General features: G+C 59.7%; 19 protein-coding genes and 1 tRNA gene. 14 read left to right on the top strand and 6 right to left on the bottom strand.

Translation table 11 applies throughout. From position 1 onward, the window contains the following. Positions 1 to 76: transfer RNA gene (locus CKW14_RS09480), tRNA-Gly, on the top strand. A gap of 127 nt (positions 77 to 203) precedes the next feature. On the opposite strand, the gene CKW14_RS09475 is transcribed toward CKW14_RS09480, so the two are convergent. The 3 genes from CKW14_RS09475 to CKW14_RS09465 all read right to left on the bottom strand — a co-directional run bounded on the left by CKW14_RS09475 (position 204) and on the right by CKW14_RS09465 (position 2,329). After that, positions 204 to 842, bottom strand: a complete 639-nt coding sequence (locus tag CKW14_RS09475; protein ID WP_095048634.1) for a LysE family translocator — start codon at positions 840 to 842, stop codon at positions 204 to 206. Between the two features lies 1 nt (position 843). Then, entirely contained in the window at positions 844 to 1,614 is a 771-nt protein-coding gene (locus tag CKW14_RS09470) for a 2OG-Fe(II) oxygenase (RefSeq protein ID WP_095125212.1), read from the bottom strand. Positions 1,615 to 1,702: 88 nt separating this feature from the next. Further along, the gene (locus CKW14_RS09465; protein WP_095048632.1) at positions 1,703 to 2,329 is read right to left on the bottom strand and encodes a hypothetical protein; all 627 of its coding nucleotides are present in this window, start codon (positions 2,327 to 2,329) and stop codon (positions 1,703 to 1,705) included. 90 nt (positions 2,330 to 2,419) lie between these two features. Between CKW14_RS09465 and CKW14_RS09460 the strand changes: the two genes are divergently transcribed. Continuing rightward, the gene (locus CKW14_RS09460) at positions 2,420 to 3,418 is read left to right on the top strand and encodes a LysR family transcriptional regulator (RefSeq protein WP_095048631.1); all 999 of its coding nucleotides are present in this window, start codon (positions 2,420 to 2,422) and stop codon (positions 3,416 to 3,418) included. 108 nt (positions 3,419 to 3,526) lie between these two features. Here CKW14_RS09460 and CKW14_RS09455 read toward each other — a convergent pair whose 3' ends face one another. Both CKW14_RS09455 and CKW14_RS09450 read right to left on the bottom strand, forming a co-directional pair. Then, complete coding sequence (locus CKW14_RS09455) at positions 3,527 to 3,934, bottom strand: PA2817 family protein (RefSeq protein WP_095048630.1); 408 nt, start codon at positions 3,932 to 3,934, stop codon at positions 3,527 to 3,529. A gap of 74 nt (positions 3,935 to 4,008) precedes the next feature. Beyond that, positions 4,009 to 6,456 (bottom strand): acyl-CoA dehydrogenase, encoded by a 2,448-nt coding sequence (locus CKW14_RS09450; RefSeq protein ID WP_093435481.1) that lies wholly within the window; start codon positions 6,454 to 6,456, stop codon positions 4,009 to 4,011. Between the two features lie 248 nt (positions 6,457 to 6,704). Between CKW14_RS09450 and CKW14_RS09445 the strand changes: the two genes are divergently transcribed. The 4 genes from CKW14_RS09445 to CKW14_RS09430 all read left to right on the top strand — a co-directional run bounded on the left by CKW14_RS09445 (position 6,705) and on the right by CKW14_RS09430 (position 9,873). Beyond that, a complete protein-coding gene (locus CKW14_RS09445; protein WP_093435478.1) occupies positions 6,705 to 7,364 on the top strand; it encodes a transglutaminase family protein in 660 nt (219 codons plus the stop codon). 43 nt (positions 7,365 to 7,407) lie between these two features. Next, entirely contained in the window at positions 7,408 to 8,031 is a 624-nt protein-coding gene (locus CKW14_RS09440; RefSeq protein WP_095125211.1) for a glutathione S-transferase family protein, read from the top strand. A 133-nt stretch (positions 8,032 to 8,164) separates the two neighbouring features. Further along, positions 8,165 to 9,097 carry an ABC transporter ATP-binding protein gene (locus CKW14_RS09435; protein WP_093435472.1) on the top strand — a complete coding sequence of 311 codons (933 nt, stop codon included), beginning with the start codon at positions 8,165 to 8,167 and terminating at the stop codon, positions 9,095 to 9,097. Then, positions 9,094 to 9,873 (top strand): ABC transporter permease, encoded by a 780-nt coding sequence (locus CKW14_RS09430; protein ID WP_008087860.1) that lies wholly within the window; start codon positions 9,094 to 9,096, stop codon positions 9,871 to 9,873. The genes CKW14_RS09435 and CKW14_RS09430 overlap by 4 nt, the downstream gene beginning before the upstream one ends. 143 nt (positions 9,874 to 10,016) lie before the next feature. Here CKW14_RS09430 and CKW14_RS09425 read toward each other — a convergent pair whose 3' ends face one another. Continuing rightward, entirely contained in the window at positions 10,017 to 10,535 is a 519-nt protein-coding gene (locus tag CKW14_RS09425; protein WP_095048627.1) for a DUF2062 domain-containing protein, read from the bottom strand. A 136-nt stretch (positions 10,536 to 10,671) separates the two neighbouring features. On the opposite strand from CKW14_RS09425, the gene CKW14_RS09420 reads away from it, so the two are divergent. The 8 genes from CKW14_RS09420 (at position 10,672) to murB (ending at position 17,526) form a co-directional block, all read left to right on the top strand. Then, positions 10,672 to 12,906, top strand: a complete 2,235-nt coding sequence (locus CKW14_RS09420) for a DNA internalization-related competence protein ComEC/Rec2 (protein WP_095125210.1) — start codon at positions 10,672 to 10,674, stop codon at positions 12,904 to 12,906. A gap of 101 nt (positions 12,907 to 13,007) precedes the next feature. Continuing rightward, entirely contained in the window at positions 13,008 to 13,643 is a 636-nt protein-coding gene (locus CKW14_RS09415; RefSeq protein ID WP_042560451.1) for a MotA/TolQ/ExbB proton channel family protein, read from the top strand. Then, positions 13,640 to 14,068 carry a biopolymer transporter ExbD gene (locus CKW14_RS09410; RefSeq protein ID WP_095048625.1) on the top strand — a complete coding sequence of 143 codons (429 nt, stop codon included), beginning with the start codon at positions 13,640 to 13,642 and terminating at the stop codon, positions 14,066 to 14,068. The genes CKW14_RS09415 and CKW14_RS09410 overlap by 4 nt, the downstream gene beginning before the upstream one ends. Next, a complete protein-coding gene (gene lpxK, locus CKW14_RS09405; protein ID WP_095125209.1) occupies positions 14,068 to 15,078 on the top strand; it encodes a tetraacyldisaccharide 4'-kinase in 1,011 nt (336 codons plus the stop codon). The genes CKW14_RS09410 and lpxK overlap by 1 nt, the downstream gene beginning before the upstream one ends. 21 nt (positions 15,079 to 15,099) lie before the next feature. Beyond that, a complete protein-coding gene (locus CKW14_RS09400) occupies positions 15,100 to 15,285 on the top strand; it encodes a Trm112 family protein (protein WP_003174668.1) in 186 nt (61 codons plus the stop codon). After that, positions 15,282 to 16,046 carry a 3-deoxy-manno-octulosonate cytidylyltransferase gene (kdsB, locus tag CKW14_RS09395; RefSeq protein ID WP_095125208.1) on the top strand — a complete coding sequence of 255 codons (765 nt, stop codon included), beginning with the start codon at positions 15,282 to 15,284 and terminating at the stop codon, positions 16,044 to 16,046. Before CKW14_RS09400 ends, kdsB begins: the two co-directional genes overlap by 4 nt. Continuing rightward, entirely contained in the window at positions 16,046 to 16,510 is a 465-nt protein-coding gene (locus tag CKW14_RS09390) for a low molecular weight protein-tyrosine-phosphatase (protein WP_093435454.1), read from the top strand. Before kdsB ends, CKW14_RS09390 begins: the two co-directional genes overlap by 1 nt. Next, positions 16,507 to 17,526, top strand: a complete 1,020-nt coding sequence (murB, locus tag CKW14_RS09385; protein ID WP_095125207.1) for a UDP-N-acetylmuramate dehydrogenase — start codon at positions 16,507 to 16,509, stop codon at positions 17,524 to 17,526. The genes CKW14_RS09390 and murB overlap by 4 nt, the downstream gene beginning before the upstream one ends. The last annotated feature ends 163 nt before the right edge of the window (positions 17,527 to 17,689 follow it).

Raw genomic sequence — 17,689 nt, 5'->3', positions numbered from 1 at the left:
GCGGGAATAGCTCAGTTGGTAGAGCACGACCTTGCCAAGGTCGGGGTCGCGAGTTCGAGTCTCGTTTCCCGCTCCATATTCACAAAAACGCCGCTCAACAGAGCGGCGTTTTTGTATGCGCGCGATTTGTGGTTGTGTCATCTGTCATAAAGAAAAAGGCCCGCCGAAGCGATTCGGCGGGCCTTTTTGCGTTTTGCGTCTGCTTACCAGGACAGCATCAGTCGGCCAGCAAACAGAATAAGCACCACGCCCATGGTGCGCTCGAACCAATGGCCCATGCGCATGAACAGCAGGCGAACCCGATTGCTTGAGAAGAACAGCGCGACCACGACAAACCACAGCGCATTCACAAAGCACATCCACAGCCCGTAAAAGGCCTGGATCTGCAGGGGCGTGCTGGCGCTGATGATCGTGGTGAAGATGGCCAGGAAAAACAGCGTGGCCTTGGGGTTGGTTGCATTGGTCAGAAAACCGGTGCTGAAAGCTTTGAACAGGGTTTGTTCGACCACGGGTTCATCCGCAGCTTTTTCACCTTCAACGGCCGATTTGGGTTTGCTGCGCAACAGGCTGACGCCCAGATACAGGATATAGGCACCGCCAATCACCTTGGCGACGGTCAGCAACCACGGGGTGGTGTGCATCAATGCCCCGACACCCAACAACGTGTAGAGCACGTGCACGGAAATCCCCGCGCCGATACCCAGCGCCGTGCAGATCCCTACCAATCGGCCGAACCGTACGCTTTGGCGAATGGTGACTGCGAAGTCCGGGCCGGGAGCAACCACAGCCAGAAAGTGAATGGTTGCCAGCGCCAGAAACTCGCCCAGATAATTCGAATACATCTCAGCTCCAATAGGTCAGGGGTGAAGCATTGCCGCGATAGCCGACAAAAAAGGAAAGGCTCAAACGCGGATCGGCCACGCCCGGGGTCACCGAGTGCATGCGCCGCGAATTGAACATGATGAAATCGCCGGGTTGCGGTCGGACTTCCAGCGCGGGTGGGCCGAGCAGTGCCGGTTCGATGCCGTAACTGTCACCGCGCATCTCGTCGAATTGATCCGGGGTGATGTCGTCGTCCCACATCTGCAACGCACCGCCCTCGGTCGGCATGTTCAGGTAGACATTGCAGGCGAACTGCGCCTCCAGGCTGCGGGCCTGGAAACTGTCCGGAGCGTCCTTGGCGAAGATGTCGTGATGGGCGAGGAAGCACACCCCGGGCTTCACCACGCGCGAAAGGCCGACATACATTTTCCGGCCGTAGAGGTTTTCCAGGTGCGCGCCGGCCGGCCAGGATTCGTCGAGCATGCAGCGCAAGGTGTCGATCGGTGAGGAGTAGGGCGCGCAGCGATTGCGCAGTTCAGCGATGTTGCTGGTGGCGCGTTCGAAGTAGTCCTCAATCAGCAGCGGCTGGTTTTCCGCCTCGTAAAACGCCATGCCGATGCGGCCGATACTCGGTGCGTTGATGTAACCCTCGAAGCCTGGAGCGAGAATCTTGTCGCCAATCTGAATGGCCAGCGGCTCAGGCAAAAAGCCTTTGACGCGGATGGCGAGGACTTCTTCGTTGGCCAGTTTTTTTATGCACGTCTCATCGAGACGCTCGACGTCTAGCATCATTTTTTTAGGTCCATCTATCGATAGTCAACGGAACCTGCGAATGCGGTTCCCCGGCGTCGGGCGCTGCCTGAAGCAGCGCCCGAAATGCTCAATCCACGTTGTAGTGGACGGATAACGTGCCTTTCTTCTGCGAAAGGGACGCGATCGTGACTGTGCCCAGATCCTTCAGGCTGCGTACGTGGGTGCCACCGCAGCCATAGGCGGGCAGTTCACCAAAACCGATTTCCCGCGCACCTTCGCGTAGCGAGGTCAGGCGGGGCAGGTCGTGCTCGATCCACTGGTCGATCCCGTGTTGAACGGTCTCTGCATCGACTTCCTGCGCGGTGTCGCCGGGTTTGAATTGCACTCGGCCTTCATCCGGCCAGTGATGGGCTTTGATCGGCATCCAGCCCAGCGCCTGGACGAAATGCCCGATCAGGTGCCCGGCCGAATGCATGCGTGTATTGAATTGGCGGCGCTGTTCGTCGATGCGGATGCAGGTCATGCCGAGCTTTACCGGTCGGTCGACAAAATGAATGATCCGGTCCGGTTCCTGCACTACACGCAGTACCTGGCTTTCGCCGATCCAGCCAGTATCACACGGCTGACCACCGCCCTGCGGGTGAAACAGCGTGGCGCGCAAGACCACGGCGAATTCGTTCTCTTGGGGCGTGCAGTCGAGGACTTCCACATTGGCCTTGAGGTCATCACTATGGAAAAAGAGGCGAAGCGTCATATTCCATGCCCTTATTAAAGTTTCTTTTTTTATTATATGAATCGTGCAATAACGTGATAATCCGTTCAAACATCAAAGGACTTGTGCGCTGTGAGCATCAATCTGCCGCTACCGCTGCTTGGTGAAATGGCGATTTTCGTCAAGGTCGTCGAGACCGGAAGCTTCTCTGAAGCGGCTCGGCAGTTGGGTTCATCGCCGTCAGCGGTGAGTCGCAGTATTTCGCGGCTGGAAAAAGCCCTGGCCACGCGACTCTTGCAGCGCACCACGCGCAAGCTGCGCTTGAGTGACGGCGGCGAGGAGGTATTCAAACGCTGCCAGGAGATGGTCAGCGCGGCCAAGTCGGTGATGGAAATCAGCGGCCAGTTCACCCATGAAGCGGAAGGACTGGTGCGCGTCAGTGTGCCGAAAGCGGTGGGGCGTTTCGTGATTCATCCGCACATGCCCGAGTTTTTGCGGCGTTATCCCAAGGTCGATGTCGAGTTGTTGCTGGAGGATCGTCAGGTCGATTTGATCGACGACCATGTCGATCTGGCCATTCGTATTACGGATCGACCACCGGCCGGGCTGGCCGGCAGGCAGTTACTGACCATCGACCATTTGCTCTGTGCCACGCCGCAGTACCTGGCCGAGCACGGCATACCGACTCACCCGCATGATCTGCTCAATCACAGTTGTATTTATCTGGGGGAAACCCCGAGTGATGCGCGCTGGAAATTCAAGAAGGGCAGTAAGGCGGTGACGGTAGGTGTCCGCGGTCGGTATGCCGCCAATCACACCGGTGTGCGGCTGGGCGCGGTGTTGCAGCACATCGGCATCGGCAGCCTGCCGTATTTCACCGCCCGTTACGCGCTTGAGCAAAAGTTGGTGGTGCAGGTGTTGCCGGACTGGACGTTCCTCGCGTCCTATCACGGCGGACTGTGGTTACTGCACTCGCCGACGCGCTATCTGCCACCCAAGTTGCGGGTGTTCATCGACTATCTGGTGGAGTGCCTGGAGAAAGAGCCGACCTTGAGCAAACCGGGCAAATCAGTGGGGGAAAGCAACGCGGCGATGGCGTATGAATTGCCCGAAAGCGAAGGGTTGTTGTAGCGCAAAGCAAAAGATCGCAGCCTTCGGCAGTTCCTACAGGGGATTGCGTGAGTCCACTGTAGGAGCTGCCGAAGGCTGCGATCTTTTGATCTTCAACCCACTGTTAAATCAGTGCTTGCTGTCCTGAGCGGACATCGCCAGCAGTTGTTTTTCCTGGTTCCAGTCGAACGGTTCATCGTTCTGTTCGGCTTCGTAGCGACGTTCTTCCAGTGACTGATACAGGTCGATCTCTTCATCGGACAAGTAATGCAGGCAGTCGCCGGCGAAGAACCACAACAGATCGCGCGGGATCAGGTGGGCGATTTGCGGATAACGGGTAATCACTTGAGTCAGGATGTCCTGGCCCAGGTACTGGCTTTCGATCGGATCGATCGGCAGCGATGCCAGCAGTTCGTCGAAGCGCTCCAGGAACAAGGCATGGCTTTCTTCGGGAACCTGTTCGGCCTCACCTACGGCGACCAGGATACTGCGCAGGTGGTCGAGCAAAACAAGATGATCGGCAACGACGTTGGACACGAGATAAGTCCTCAAGAGCAAAACGGGCGCGGGAGTATAAAGCTCCCGCGCCCTCTTGGACATGGTTGTCAGGATCAGCGGACTTTGCCCTCTGCCAGTTTCAGTTCCTCTTTGTCGAAGTCATCCACGTCGATCACCTTGCGTCGTGCGGCTTCGGCATCGCGCAGGCTCTGTGCTTCTCCCGGTTGCAACACCCCGGCCTCCAGCGCCGCATCGATGGCGTGCTCACCTGCGACCGGTTTGACCTGACCGCTTTTCAGCGACGTGTGCAGTTTTTTGTGCAGTGGCTGCGCGGCATTCAGCAAATCACTGGCGTGTTGCAGCGCGCCGACTGCATCGTCTGCCGATTGCGGGCGATAGCAACCGGCAAGCAACTCTTCCAGCGCCGGATCACCTTTGGCGCGACCAATCACGCCTGCCACTTCGGCACCGAGTTTGTCCGACGGGCCTTTGTGACGACGACCGAACGGGAACACGATGGCTCGCAGCAGGCAACCGAATACCTTGTTCGGGAAGTTGCGCAGCAATTCATCCAGCGCCCGTTCCGATTGGCCGAGGCTTTCTTCCATCGCCCATCTGAACAGCGGCTCCATGTACGCCGGCGAATCCAGATCGTGATAACGCTTGAGCGCGGCCGAGGCCAGATACAGGTTGCTCAACACATCACCCAGACGTGCCGACAGACGCTCGCGACGTTTCAGTTCGCCGCCCAGCAACATCATGCTGAAGTCGGCGAGCATGGCGAACGCCGCTGCCTGACGGTTCAGTGCGCGGAAGTAACCCTGACTGATCTTGTCGCCCGGCGCATGTTCGAAGTGACCGAAGCCGAGGTTCAGTACCAGCGTGCTGGCGGCATTGCTCACGGCGAAACCGATGTGTTTGAGCAGCAAACCATCGAACTCTTTCAGCGCCTGATCCTTGTCCTCACGACCGGCGAGGGCCATCTCCTTCAGCACGAATGGATGGCAACGAATCGCGCCCTGACCAAAGATCATCAGGTTGCGCGAGAGGATGTTCGCACCTTCTACAGTGATGAAGATCGGCGCGCCGTTCCAGCTACGCCCGAGGTAGTTGTTCGGGCCCATGATGATCGCCTTGCCACCGTGCACATCCATGGCGTGGCTGATGCATTCGCGGCCGCGCTCGGTGAGGTGATACTTGAGGATCGCCGACAGCACCGAGGGTTTTTCGCCCAGATCCACTGCGTTGGCAGTGAGCATGCGCGCCGCGTCCATCATCCACGCGTTGCCGCCGATGCGCGCCATGGCTTCCTGAATACCTTCGAAAGCCGACAGCGGTACATTGAACTGCTCGCGAATCTGCGCGTATTGACCGGTGACCAGGCTGGTGAATTTGGCCGCACCAGTGCCGACCGCCGGCAACGAGATCGAACGGCCGACCGACAGGCAGTTCATCAGCATCATCCAGCCCTTGCCGAGCATCTCCTGACCGCCGATGAGGAAGTCCAGAGGGATAAACACATCTTTGCCCGAGTTCGGGCCGTTCATGAACGCCGCGCCTAGTGGCAGGTGACGACGACCGATTTCCACGCCTGCGGTGTCGGTCGGAATCAGCGCGAGGCTGATGCCAAGATCTTCCTTGTCGCCCAGCAGATGCTCCGGGTCGTAGGCCTTGAAAGCCAGGCCGAGGAGGGTCGCGACCGGGCCGAGGGTGATGTAGCGTTTTTCCCAGTTCAGGCGCAGGCCGATGACTTCCTGACCTTCCCATTGACCTTTGCAGATGATCCCGGTGTCGGGCATCGCACCGGCATCGGACCCGGCGAGCGGACCTGTGAGGGCGAAGCACGGGATGTCATCGCCCCGAGCCAGGCGCGGCAGGTAGTGATTGCGTTGTTCGTCGGTGCCGTAATGCAGCAACAGTTCGGCCGGGCCGAGGGAGTTCGGCACCATCACGGTGGAGGCGAGGTCACCGCTACGGGTAGCGAGTTTCATCGCCACCTGCGAGTGGGCGTAAGCCGAGAAGCCTTTGCCGCCAAATTCTTTCGGGATGATCAGGGCGAAGAAACCGTGTTCCTTGATATGCGCCCAGGCTTCGGGTGGCAGGTCCATCGACTGGCCGATCTGCCAGTCAGTGACCATCGCGCAGAGTTCCTCGGTCGGGCCGTCGATGAACGCCTGTTCTTCCTCGCTCAATTGCGCCTTGGGATAGGCCAGCAGTTTGTCCCAGTCCGGGCGGCCGCTGAACAGCTCACCGTCCCACCACACTGTGCCGGCGTCGATTGCGTCGCGTTCGGTCTGCGACATGGGTGGCAGGGTTTTCTGGAACCAGTTGAACAACGGCGCAGTGAAATGCTTGCGACGCAGATCAGGCAGCAGCAGCGGAGCAGCGACCACCGCGAGCAGCACCCAGAACACCAGCAACAGCCAGCCCGGCGCATGACTGAAAATACCCATCGCCAGCAGGTAGACGGCCACGATGCCCAACGCAGGCAGAGGTGAAATACGCCGGTGGGCGAGATACGCCACACCAACGATCAAAACCAGTATCCACAACAACAGCATATTCAGTCCTCCGTGAACCAAGGCAAATCGACCCTCCAGAGCTTAGACGGCATCTGTAAAACCGGGTGGTCAGACCAAGGTGATTGAAATCGTGGGAAACCCCGGATGGTTTTCGTAGGTTCGGTGGGCAACACGTGTGGGAAATCGTTCGCTGATCCCGCGTCTTTGCGTCCAAGTTTGGCCGAAACGTCGTTATCTCTGTGCTGACGCTGTCGCTAGACTCGGGGCTCACCCAGGAGATTGTCGTCATGCGCGAGTATCTGAGTCCCGGCCGCTTCATCGATAGTGACCACCCGGCAGTGGTGGAGTTCGCCGAACAACATCGGGGTGCCAGCCGCGATCCGCTCGAGCGGGCGATCAATCTTTATTACGCGGTACGTGAGGCGGTGCGCTACAACCCCTACACCTTCAGTCGCGATCCGCAGACCTTGCGTGGCAGCTATGCGCTGACGACGGGGGAGAGTTATTGCGTGCCCAAAGCCACGCTGCTTGCCGGTTGTGCCCGGCATTGCGGGATCCCGGCGCGTATCGGTCTGGCCGACGTAAAAAATCACTTATCGACGCCACGTCTGCTTGAGTTGCTGAAAAGCGACATGTTCGCCATGCACGGGTACACCGAACTGTTCCTCAATGGACGCTGGGTCAAAGCCACGCCGGCGTTCAATCAGAAGCTTTGCGAATTGTTCAACGTAGCACCGCTGGAGTTCGACGGTATCAACGACAGCGTTTTCCACCCATTCAATCGCGACGGCGCGCAGCTCATGGAGTATCTGGTCGATCACGGCCAATTCGCCGATGTCCCGGAAACGTTCTTCTTCGAACATTTGCAAAAGTGCTATCCGCATCTATTCACTGATCAGCAGCCGCAACGGCTGGGCGATATGCAGAGTGATTTGAGCCGTACCTGATCCGGCGTATGCTGCCTGCCCACTCATTTGAAAAGAGGCGCTCATGCTGAAGATCTGGGGACGGAAAAACTCATCGAATGTCAGGAAGCCATTGTGGGCGGCTGAAGAGCTTGGCCTGGCCTACGAGGCAATCGATGCCGGTGGCACATTCGGCGTAGTCGACACACCCGAGTACCGGGCGATGAACCCGAATGGCCGGGTGCCGGTGATCGAAGACGACGGTTTCGTGCTGTGGGAGTCCAACGCCATCGTCCGCTATCTGCTGGCTAAGCATGCGCCCGACAGCAACTGGTATTCGGCAGATCCGCGAGTTCGCGCCATCGCCGACAAATGGATGGACTGGACCACGTCGAGTTTTGCCGGCCCGTTCCGCACGGTTTTCTGGGGCGTGTTGCGCACCCCGGCGGACAAGCAGGACTGGACTGCGATCAACGCTGCGATCAAGGAATGCAATGAGTTGCTGAGCATGGCCGACCATGCCTTGGCCAGTCAGCCTTATCTCTCTGGACAAGACATCGGCATGGGCGATATCCCATTGGGCAGTTTCATTTATGCCTGGTTCGAGATGCCCATCGAACGCGCACCACAAGCGCATCTGCAAGCTTGGTACGAGCGCTTGAAGCAGCGTCCGGCTTACCAGAAAGCGGTTATGACCGCGTTGACTTAATACTTACTATCGACACACTTGACTGTACTTGTGCAGCGGCGGCAAGCACCATTGCGCTCTGGTGCTGCGGTTGTTTCCCTCGCCGCCCGCCCTTATTTATCCCTTTCTTCCCTTCTTGGTGCGTAAATCAGATATGAGTTCCGCTCTGTCCATCCGGCAGCTAACCAAAACCTACGGCAACGGGTTCCAGGCCTTGAGTGGTATCGATCTGGACGTTGCCGAAGGTGATTTTTTCGCCTTGCTCGGCCCCAACGGTGCTGGCAAATCCACGACCATCGGCATTCTCTCGACCCTGGTGAACAAGACCAGCGGCACAGTGAATATCTTTGGTCATGACCTGGACAAAAATCCTGCGCAGCTCAAGCGCTCGATCGGCGTGGTGCCCCAGGAATTCAACTTCAATCAGTTTGAAAAGACTTTCGACATCGTCGTGACCCAGGCCGGTTACTACGGCATTCCGGCGAAGATCGCCAAGGAACGCGCCGAGCAGTACCTGACCCAGCTCGGCCTGTGGGACAAACGTGACGTGCCGTCGCGTTCGCTGTCCGGTGGCATGAAGCGGCGCTTGATGATCGCCCGTGCGCTGGTGCACGAACCACGTCTGCTGATCCTCGATGAACCGACCGCAGGCGTCGATATCGAGTTGCGCCGTTCGATGTGGACGTTCCTCACCGAGCTGAACCAGAAAGGCATCACCATCATCCTCACCACGCACTATCTGGAGGAGGCTGAGCAGTTGTGCCGCAACATCGGCATCATCGACCACGGCACCATCGTCGAGAACACCAGCATGAAACAATTGCTGGGCCAGTTGCACGTGGAGACCTTCCTGCTGGACCTGAAAAACGACTTGAACGCCGCGCCGCAATTGCTCGGCTACCCTGCCCGGTTGATCGACAGCCATACCCTGGAAGTCCAGGTCGACAAATCCATGGGCATCACGGCGTTGTTCACCCAGTTGGCGCAGCAGAACATCGAAGTGCTGAGCCTGCGTAACAAAACCAATCGCCTCGAGGAGCTGTTCGTGTCCCTGGTGGAGAAAAATCTGTCGAAGGTGGCGGTATGAGTTCCGAATTCCGTCCCAACCTCGTCGCCCTGCAGACCATTGTTTACCGCGAGGTCAAACGCTTCACGCGGATCTGGCCGCAGACGCTGCTGCCGCCGGCGATCACCATGGTTCTGTATTTCGTGATCTTCGGTAACCTGATCGGTCGGCAGATCGGCGACATGGGTGGCTTCACTTACATGGAGTACATCGTGCCGGGGCTGATCATGATGTCGGTGATCACTAACTCCTACGGCAACGTGGTCTCGAGTTTCTTCGGCAGCAAGTTCCAGCGCTCCATCGAAGAGCTGATGGTGTCGCCGGTGTCGCCGCACACGATTCTGATCGGTTTCACCATTGGCGGCGTGTTGCGTGGTCTGATGGTTGGCGTGATCGTGACCATTCTGTCGCTGTTCTTCACCCATTTGCAGGTGCATCACTTAGGCGTGACCATTTTGGTGGTGGTACTGACGGCGACGATTTTCTCGCTGCTGGGCTTCATCAACGCAGTGTTTGCGCGCAACTTCGATGATATTTCGATCATCCCGACCTTTGTGCTGACTCCGCTGACGTACCTGGGCGGGGTGTTTTACTCGATCACCTTGCTGCCGCCGTTCTGGCAGACCGTGTCGTTGGCCAACCCGGTGCTGCACATGGTCAACGCCTTCCGTTACGGCATTCTGGGTGTGTCGGATATCAAGATCGGCATCGCGATCACCTTTATGCTGGTGGCGACGGTGGTGCTGTATCTCGGTTGTGCTCGGTTGCTGGTAAGCGGGCGCGGGATGCGTACCTGACTCCAGACCGAGTCGTGGCCATCGCGAGCAGGCTCACTCCTACAGGGGAACGCATTCCAATGTAGGAGTGAACCTGCTTGCGATGGGGCCAATCCAGACGCCACAAATCAGAACGGCCTCCCACTGCAGAGGCCGTTTTGCGTTCAGCGCATGCGACTCTTCTTACGCCGCGCCCATTGCCGCGCCACCCACCAACGCCAATACATCATCACAATGCAGTAGGCGAGGGCACCGAGTACCAGTCCGACTACCACCGAGCCGAGCAGAAACGGCTGCCACAACGTCGACAACTCGCCGCTGATCCACTCCCAGGTCAGCTCGTCCGGTAGATGTCGGGCGGGCACATCCATCAAAAACGCCCCGGCCTGATAGGTGCAGAAGAACACCGCTGGCATGGTGATCGGATTGGTCAGCCAGACCAGGCTGACCGCAATCGGCATGTTGCCGCGCACCGTGACGGCGAGGGCGGCGGCCACCAGCATCTGCGCCGGGATCGGCAGGAACGCGGCGAACAGGCCAACCGCCATCGCCCGGGCGACCGAGTGACGATTGAGGTGCCAGAGGTTCGGGTCATGCAGCAACTTGCCGAGAAAGCGTAAGGATTTGTGTTCCCTGATGCTCGTCGGGTCGGGCATATAACGTTTGAATAAGCGCCGGGGCATAAGGCTTCTCGGTCGGTTAAGGCGGCAAGTATGTCTGGATTCTACGAAGCGCCTATTCAGACTTTGTGACAATTGTTGACGACGCGTGTAACTGACAACCGCTATGCCTAAGTGCGGGACTCTCAAGGACGGGCTTATGCGCACAGGGATGATGGCGCTCGCAGTCGGTCTGCTGGTCGCGGTTTTTATGCCGGCATTACCGCCGGTCTGGTTGATGCTGTTGTTGCCGGTCGTGGCTTTGATGCTGCTGCCGTTTCGCAGCTATCCGCTGGCGTTTTTGCTGTTTGGCTTCACGTGGGCCAGCGTCGGTGCGCAATGGGCGTTGAATGATCGTTTGCCGGCCGGGCTGGATGGCGAAACCCGGTGGGTTGAAGGGCGGGTCGTCGGTTTGCCGCAGAACAGCGACGGCGTGGTGCGCTTCGAATTGGCTGATGCGCACTCGCGTCATGAAAAACTGCCATCGCTGATGCGGCTTGCCTGGTACGCCGGGCCGCAGGTCAACAGCGGCGAGCGTTGGCGCTTGGCGGTCAAGCTCAAGCGTCCCAGTGGATTGCGCAATCCCGAGGCCTTCGACTACGAGGCTTGGCTGCTGGCGCAACGCATTGGCGCCACCGGCACAATCAAGGACGGCCAGCGCTTGAGCGAAGCGCGCTGGGCCTGGCGTGACAGTATTCGCCAGCGTTTGCTGAGCGTGGATGCGCAGGGGCGAAATGGCGCATTGGCGGCGTTAGTGCTGGGTGACGGCTCGGGGCTCAGTCGCGAGGACTGGCAGACTCTGCAGGACACCGGCACCGTGCACTTGCTGGTGATTTCCGGTCAGCACATCGGTTTGCTGGCGGCGATGATGTATGGGCTGGTCGCCGGCATGGCGCGATATGGCCTGTGGCCGCTGCGCTGGCCGTGGCTGCCGTGGGCATGTGGTCTGGGGTTCGCGGCAGCGCTCGGTTATGGCCTGCTTGCCGGGTTCGACGTGCCGGTGCAGCGCGCCTGCGTGATGGTCGGGCTGGTGCTGTTGTGGCGCCTGCGCTTTCGTCATCTTGGCGCAGGATGGCCGTTGTTGCTGGCGTTCAACGCTGTGCTGTTGCTGGACCCGCTCGCCAGTTTGCGTCCGGGTCTGTGGCTCTCGTTTGCGGCGGTGGCGGTGTTGATCTTTACCTTTGGCGGCCGCTTGGGTGCGTGGCGCTGGTGGCAGACCTGGACGCGGGCGCAGTGGTTGATCGCGATCGGCTTATGTCCGGTGTTGCTGGCGCTGAATCTGCCGATCAGCCTCAGCGGGCCGCTGGCCAATTTGCTTGCAGTGCCTTGGGTCAGTCTTGCGGTGTTACCGCCGGCGCTGCTTGGAACCGTGTTGCTGCCTGTTCCTTTTGTCGGCGCCGGCCTGCTGTGGCTGGCCGGCGGTTTGATCGATGGGTTGTTTCACGCGCTGGCGACGATTGCCGGGCATTGGCCGGCATGGATCGCACCCTCGATACCCGCTTGGGTCTGGGTCATTGGCAGCCTCGGCGCCGGGTTGTTGCTATTGCCGCGCGGCGTGCCGCTGCGTCCATTGGGCTGGCCGTTGTTGCTGCTGCTGGTCGTGCCGCCACGCGATCAGATAGATGAAGGATTGGCCGATATCTGGCAGCTTGATGTAGGCCAAGGCTTGGCCATCCTGATCCGGACCCGCCATCACGCGTTGCTCTACGATGCGGGGCCGCGCTTTGGTGAGTTCGATCTCGGCGAGCGTGTGGTGCTGCCTTCATTGCGCAAACTGAGCGTGGAAAAACTCGATTTGATGCTGCTCAGCCATGCCGACGCCGATCACGCCGGCGGCGCTTTGGCGATCAGCCGGGGTTTGACTGTCGATCAGGTAATCAGCGGTGACCCGGCGGGGCTGCCCGCGCAATTGAACGCCGAAGCCTGTGCAAGTGGCCAGCAATGGCAATGGGACGGCGTACGTTTTCAACTCTGGCAGTGGGCGGACGCTGACGACAGCAATCAGCGTTCCTGCGTATTGCAGATCGAGGCCAATGGCGAGCGCCTGCTGCTGACCGGCGACATCGACAGCCATGCCGAACGCGTGCTGCTCGACGGTCCACTGGCCGTGCCGACGCAATGGCTGCAATCGCCCCATCATGGCAGCCGCAGTTCATCGTCAATGGCGCTGCTCAACGTCTTGAAACCCGAGTCCGTGCTGATCTCTCGAGGTCATGGCAACTCTTTTGGCCATCCGCACCCGACCGTGCTGGCGCGTTATCGCAAACTGGGCCTGCACATTTACGACAGTGCCGAGCAGGGCGCCATTCATCTGCAACTGGGCACCTTCAGGGCGCCACGCACGATGCGTCATCAGCGGCGTTTCTGGCGTGATCCGCCCGCACTGGCCCGCTGATCGGGACGTGGGTTGATGGGGCGTCACGGTCGTCGGGGCGGCGGGTCTTAATCGTGGATCGGTATGGTAAAGTGGCGCACTTTTTCGAGGGGACTGTCACTGTGTGGGAATTGGTCAAATCCGGCGGCTGGATGATGTTGCCGATCATTCTGAGCTCCATCGCGGCCATGGCGATTGTCGCCGAACGCCTGTGGACCCTGCGCGCCAGTCGCGTTACCCCCGAGCATCTGCTGGGCCAGGTCTGGGTCTGGATCAAGGACAAGCAGCTCAATAAAGAAAAACTCAAGGAATTGCGCGCCAATTCGCCGCTGGGGGAAATCCTCGCGGCGGGCCTGGCCAACTCCAAACATGGTCGCGAGATCATGAAAGAGTGCATCGAAGAGGCCGCCGCCCGGGTCATTCATGAACTCGAGCGCTACATCAATGCTCTCGGCACTATCGCAGCCATGGCGCCATTACTGGGTCTGCTTGGCACCGTGCTGGGCATGATCGATATCTTCAGCGCGTTCACTGGCTCCGGTATGACCACCAATGCCTCGGTGCTGGCAGGCGGTATCTCCAAGGCATTGATCACCACCGCTGCGGGCCTGATGGTCGGTATTCCGGCGGTGTTCTTCCATCGGTTCCTGCAACGCCGTATCGATGAATTGGTGGTGGGCATGGAGCAGGAAGCGATCAAGCTGGTTGAAGTGGTACAGGGCGACCGTGATGTCGACCTGGCCGAGGGCCGCGCGTGAAGTTCCGTCGCAAACCCCGGGAAACCGTGGACATCAACCTCGCTTCGCTGATCGACGTGGTGTTCATTCTGCTGCTGTTTTTCGTCGTGACCACCACGTTCACTCGCGAAACCCAGTTGCGTGTTGACCTGCCGGAAGCGGTCAGCGGCTCCCCGGCCGAAGACCAGCAAGTCAAGCAGATCGACGTGGCCATCAGCGCCGAAGGCGTGTTTTCGGTGAACAACAAGATTCTGCCGAAGAACGACCTGGCGACCCTGATGGAAGCCATGCAGAAAGAGTCCAACGGCGATACCAACATACCGTTGTCGATCAGTGCCGATGGCAAGACTCAGCATCAATCCGTGATCACTGCCATGGACGCGGCCGGCAAGCTCGGTTTCAGCCATCTGCGCATGACCACGGTCGAGGCGGCGCCCAAATCCTGATGAGCCTGTCCGATCGTTTGCTCGCCGCGTGGTATCAGGGGCACCCGGCCCTGACGCTGCTGCGGCCGCTGGAAATGCTCTATCGCCGCGTGGTGGTGGGTAAGCGCCAGCGCTTTCTTGCCGGTGAAGGTCAGATCTACCAGCCATCGGTGCCGTTGATCGTGGTCGGCAACATCACCGTCGGTGGCACCGGCAAGACGCCGATGATTCTCTGGTTGATCGAACATTGCCGGCGCAGCGGTTTGCGCGTCGGCGTGGTCAGTCGTGGTTACGGCGCCAAACCACCGCAACTGCCGTGGCGCGTTGCGGCCGAGCAAACCGCTGACATCGCCGGTGACGAACCGTTGCTGATCGTCCAGCGCACCGGCGTGCCGCTGATGATCGACCCCAATCGCAGCGCAGCGGTCAAAGCCTTGCTCGCCAGTGAACCACTGGATCTGATCCTCTCCGACGACGGTATGCAGCATTATCGTCTGGCGCGGGATCTGGAGCTGGTGCTGATCGACGCCGCCCGTGGTTTGGGCAACAAACGCTGCTTGCCGGCAGGGCCGTTGCGTGAGCCGATCGAGCGCCTGCAAAGTGTCGACGGCGTGCTGTTCAATGGTGCCACCGAGGATCGCGATGACGGTTTCGCTTTCCGTCTGCAACCGACCGCGCTGGTCAATCTGCGCAGCGGCGAGCGCAAGTCGCTCGATCATTTTCCACCCGGCCAGGCCGTGCACGCGGTCGCCGGGATCGGCAATCCGCAACGTTTCTTCAATACCCTCGAAGCGCTAGACTGGCGAGCAGTCCCCCATGCGTTTGCCGACCACGCCGAATACAGCGTGCAGGCGTTGAATTTCACACCGTCATTGCCGTTGGTGATGACCGAAAAGGACGCGGTGAAGTGCCGTGCCTTTGCGGCTGACGACTGGTGGTATCTGGCGGTCGATGCGCTGCCGTCGCCGGCCTTTGTGGCCTGGTTCGACACGCAGCTGATGCGCCTGTTGCCGGATCGTCTTTTGCCTTAACTCTTTACTCAGGGAATGTTCATGGACACCAAATTGCTCGATATCCTCGCGTGCCCGATCTGCAAAGGCCCGCTCAAGCTCAGCGCCGACAAAACTGAACTGATCAGCAAGGGCGCCGGTCTGGCGTACCCGATCCGCGATGGCATCCCGGTCATGCTCGAAAGCGAAGCCCGCACCCTGACCACCGACGAGCGTCTGGATAAATGACCACTGCCTTCACCGTTGTCATCCCGTCGCGTTTCGCCTCGACCCGCCTGCCCGGCAAACCGCTGCTCGACATCGCCGGCAAGCCGATGATCCAGCACGTCTGGGAACAGGCGAGCAAAAGCAGCGCCAGCCGTGTGGTCGTCGCGACTGACGATGCGCGCATCGTCGAGGCCTGCAAGGCTTTTGGTGCCGAAGTGGTGCTGACCCGTGAAGATCACAACTCCGGCACCGATCGTCTGGCCGAAGTCGCGGCGAAACTGGGTCTTGAACCCGACGCGATCGTGGTCAACGTGCAGGGTGACGAGCCGCTGATTCCGCCGAGCGTGATCGATCAGGTCGCCGCCAATCTGGCTGCCCACACCGAAGCGCGCATGGCCACGCTGGCCGAGCCGATCGAAGACGTAGATACCCTGTTCAATCCGAACGTGGTCAAGGTCGTCAGTGATCTCAACGGTTTGGCGCTGACCTTCAGCCGTGCGACTTTGCCATGGGCGCGCGATGCGTTTGCCAAGAGCCGCGAGCAATTGCCGGAGGGCGTGCCATACCGTCGCCATATCGGCATCTATGCCTACCGCGCCGGTTTCCTTCAGGACTTCGTCAGTTGGGGCCCGTGCTGGCTGGAAAACACTGAATCCCTCGAACAGCTGCGTGCCCTGTGGCACGGTGTGCGCATTCACGTTGCCGACGCGCTGATCGCACCGCCAACCGGCGTTGACACGGTTGAAGATCTCGAGCGCGTTCGTCGCCTGCTGGGGGCCTGATGCGCGTTCTGTTTGTATGCCTGGGCAACATTTGCCGCTCGCCCACGGCCGAAGGCGTATTGCGCCACAAACTGCGTGAAGCAGGGCTGGCGGATCAGGTCGAAGTAGCCTCCGCCGGCACCGGTGACTGGCACGTTGGCAACCCGCCGGACAAACGCAGCCAGGCCGCGGCCAAAGTGCGCGGCTATGACCTGTCGGCGCAACGCGCGCAGCAGGTCCGCCGTGCCGATTTCGCCAGTTACGACCTGATTCTGGCCATGGACAACAGCAACCTGCGCAACCTCAAGGCGTTGCAGCCGTCCACCGGCAAAGCCGAGCTGGACCTGTTTTTGCGCCGTTATGCCGGTGTCGTCGATGAAGTGCCGGATCCGTATTACGACGGCGATCAGGGTTTCGAGCAAGTGCTGGATCTGATCGAAGCAGCCTGTGACCAATTGTTGATCGAAGTGAAGGGCCGGTTATGAGTTTGCAGGTGCAACCGCAGGTTTCCCTGAAACCGTTCAACAGTTTTGGCGTGGATGTGCGCGCGCAACTGTTCGCCGAAGCCCACAGCGATGCCGATGTCCGTGAAGCGCTGGCCTATGCCGTTGCTCATGATGTGCCGTTGCTGGTGATCGGCGGTGGCAGCAACTTGCTGCTAACGGCAGATATTCCGGCGCTGGTGCTGCGCATGGCCACGCGCGGGATTCGTGTGATCAGCGATGACGGCAACCGTGTGGTGATCGAGGCGGAAGCGGGCGAGCCGTGGCATCCGTTTGTGCAGCACACGTTGGCGCAAGGACTCTCCGGGCTGGAAAACCTCAGCCTGATTCCCGGCACGGTTGGCGCTGCGCCGATGCAGAACATCGGTGCCTACGGCGTCGAGATCAAGGATGTATTCGCCGGCCTCACCGCGCTGGATCGCCAGACCGGCGAGCTGCGCGATTTCACCCTCGAAGAATGCAACTTCGCCTACCGCGACAGCTTGTTCAAGCAGCAGCCGGGGCGTTGGCTGATTCTGCGCGTGCGCTTTGCACTCGACCGCATCGCGCATTTGCATCTGGAATACGGCCCGGTGCGTCAGCGCCTGACCGAGCAGGGCATCGAGCAGCCGACGCCTACCGACGTCAGCCGTGCGATTTGCAGTATCCGCAGCGAAAAACTGCCGGATCCGGCGGTACTCGGCAATGCCGGCAGCTTCTTCAAGAATCCGCTGGTGTCGGCGGCCATCGTCGCGAGGATCAAGGAACAGCATCCGGATGTGGTCGCCTACGCGCAGCCGAACGGACAAATGAAGCTCGCGGCAGGCTGGCTGATCGAGCGTGCCGGCTGGAAAGGTTTCCGTGAAGCCGATGCCGGCGTGCATAAATTGCAAGCGCTGGTGCTGGTCAACTACGGCGCGGCAACCGGGCTGCAACTGCTCGATCTGGCGCAACGCATCCAGAAAGACATTGCCGAACGTTTCAATGTCGACCTGGAGATGGAGCCTAATCGCTATTGAGGCTACGCTTTCAAAGCGCCATCCAAAGCCCTGCACTGATAAAAAGTGCAGGGCTTTTTTGTTAACGCTGGGTTAACTTAGCGAGCTAACGATAACCGTCATTTGCTCCACCAAAGGCCCGGTGCAGACGTTCGCGTCGGCACAAGAGAGCCTGATTAGCCTG

Origin of the sequence: Pseudomonas sp. Irchel s3a12 (genome assembly GCF_900187485.1) — a bacterium.
Lineage (GTDB): Bacteria > Pseudomonadota > Gammaproteobacteria > Pseudomonadales > Pseudomonadaceae > Aquipseudomonas > Aquipseudomonas neuropathica.
The sequence above is the reverse complement of the archived record's forward strand: the minus strand, read 5'-3'. Positions and strand labels throughout refer to the sequence as shown.